This is a genomic window from Amaricoccus sp. (assembly GCF_036846665.1).
GTDB lineage: Bacteria > Pseudomonadota > Alphaproteobacteria > Rhodobacterales > Rhodobacteraceae > Amaricoccus.
This window is the reverse complement of record NZ_DAIUBO010000393.1, coordinates 1-1,940: the sequence shown is the minus strand read 5'-3', so window position 1 is coordinate 1,940 and position 1,940 is coordinate 1. Positions and strand designations below refer to the sequence as shown.

Annotated in this window: 3 protein-coding genes; all 3 read right to left on the bottom strand. The window is 67.9% G+C overall.

Translation table 11 applies throughout. The annotated features are described in order from the left end of the window. Positions 1-56: 56 nt before the first annotated feature. The gene (locus V7050_RS20725; RefSeq protein ID WP_324411243.1) at positions 57-476 is read right to left on the bottom strand and encodes an acyl-CoA transferase; all 420 of its coding nucleotides are present in this window, start codon (positions 474-476) and stop codon (positions 57-59) included. A 132-nt stretch (positions 477-608) separates the two neighbouring features. After that, a complete protein-coding gene (locus V7050_RS20720) occupies positions 609-1,505 on the bottom strand; it encodes a dihydrodipicolinate synthase family protein (RefSeq protein ID WP_324375882.1) in 897 nt (298 codons plus the stop codon). A 13-nt stretch (positions 1,506-1,518) separates the two neighbouring features. Next, positions 1,519-1,940, bottom strand: a 422-nt coding sequence (locus tag V7050_RS20715) for a LysE family translocator (protein WP_324411241.1), incomplete at its 5' end; no start/stop codon positions are given.

Below are 1,940 nucleotides of genomic sequence, written 5' to 3'. Positions count from 1 at the left end.
ATCAGCGCCCGCGCCCCCTGGGCTCGTGCCATGGTGTTCTCCTCGGGTTGTCGGGATCAGCCGAGCGGATCGGCCGTGGAATAATGCAGCACCACCGGGATCACGGCGGCCTTCAGGCTGGCCGCGCCCTCGACGGGCAGTTCGACGGGCCGTGGCGCTTCCGCCTCGACCCAGTCGCAAAGCCCGCCCAGCGTCCGGTCGGCGGCGAGCGCCGTGCCGATGCTGGCAGTCAGCGTGTCGAATAGGACGTCACGGTCGGCGCCTTGCACGACCGCCTCGATCTCGGCGCGGTGCTGATAGTGATAGGCCAATGGCGACAGCGTCACCTCCGGCTCACCGGGTTCCCCGTCGCGCAGGATCAGCAGACCCTCGGCTGGCACGCGCTCGGGCAGCACCTCGCCGCGCAGCGCGGTGGCGGCCAGCGCCGAAAGCCGCGCGTGCAGCGCGGCGAGGATGGTTTCGCGGGTGGTGGGCATGATTTCCTACCAGGCCGCGAGTACAGAGACGGTTATTTCGACCAGTTCCGGCTCGCCGCATCGCCAAATGGATCATGTCCGAAACGGTGGCGACCGGTCAGACGACCGCCTGAACGATTGGCCTCTCAGGCCTCAGACGGCATCGAGAAGCGGACGCAAGGTCAACTCGACCCTTTGCCGGTTTGGTTCCTCCAGCGGGAGGACCGGACGCGGCGGAGTGAGACGCCCATAACCGAGAACCTCAGCGATGGCGAACATCACCCGGAAGCTCCCGAACTCACGGAAGAGCGCCCAAAGGGGGCCAAAGACGCAGTCGATGCGATCGGCCTCGGCCGCATCTCCGGACTGCGCAGCGCGGGTGAGCGCCACGGCGGGCTCCGGCAGGAGACCGGCCACGACGCTGTACCAGCAGGCGCCACCGGCGAGCAGCGCGTCCTTTGCGCCCCAGTCGCCGCTGTAGCCGATGGCGAAACCCTCCGGAGTCCTCTCCTGCAAGCGACGCAGCTCGGTGGCATAGTCTCCGTCCGCCGGTAGCGGCATCTTCACGGCGGCCACGTTCGGGATCCTGGCGACGCGCGCGATAAGGTCCGGGCTGAAGGTGAATTTCGTGGTGCCCGGGTTGTTGTAGATGCACAGCGGCAGCTCGCCGGCCGCGGCGACGGCCTCGAAATGCCGGAAGACCTCGTCGTCGGTCAGCGGTTGGTAGGACATGGGCGCGAGAAGCAGGCCGTCTGCGCCGGCTTTCCGGGCGTCTCGCGCGAGGTCCTCGGCGACATCGGTCGTAAGGGCGCCGACACCGATGATGAGCGGCGTCCGGCCCGCCACGCACTCCACGGCGGCCCGCAGCGTGCGCTTGCGCGCCTCCGGCGTCAGGTAGGCGTATCCGCCGGTGCTGCCGAGGAGCCCGATGGAATCCGCACCTGCTGCCACGATGGGCTCGAGGAAGCGTTGCAGAAGCTTGGGCTCCAGCTGCCCTTCTTCGTCGGTGGGCGTGAGAGGAAAGGCTGAGAGGCCTGTAAACAAGTTCATCCGAGCATCTCCCTCAAACGCGTGAAGATAGCAGGCGCAGGCCGGCCAACCCGAAGAAGACGGCCAGGACGCCTTCGATCCCGCGCCGGGCGCGGCGGTAGAGGCTGATCATCGGCGCCGTCGAGAACACGAGCGCGTAGCCGCCGAAGATCGTCACACTCAGGACCGCGCAGCCTGCCAGAATGGTGGCCACGTCATGCCAGGACGCCTCGGCGCCCAGGCCGAGCGTGACGAGGGCGATCCAGGCCAGCACGGCCTTCGGGTTGGCCAGATGCATGATCAATCCATGGCGATAGAGGGCGGCAGGGGACGGAGGAGTGTCAGCTCGTGCGGGGCCGGTTGAGGGCGCGGTGTCGGGCGTCATCGCGTTTCGGGCCGCACGCACCGCGAGGTAGAGCAGGTATATGCCGCCGAAGATCTTCAGGACGATCAGGG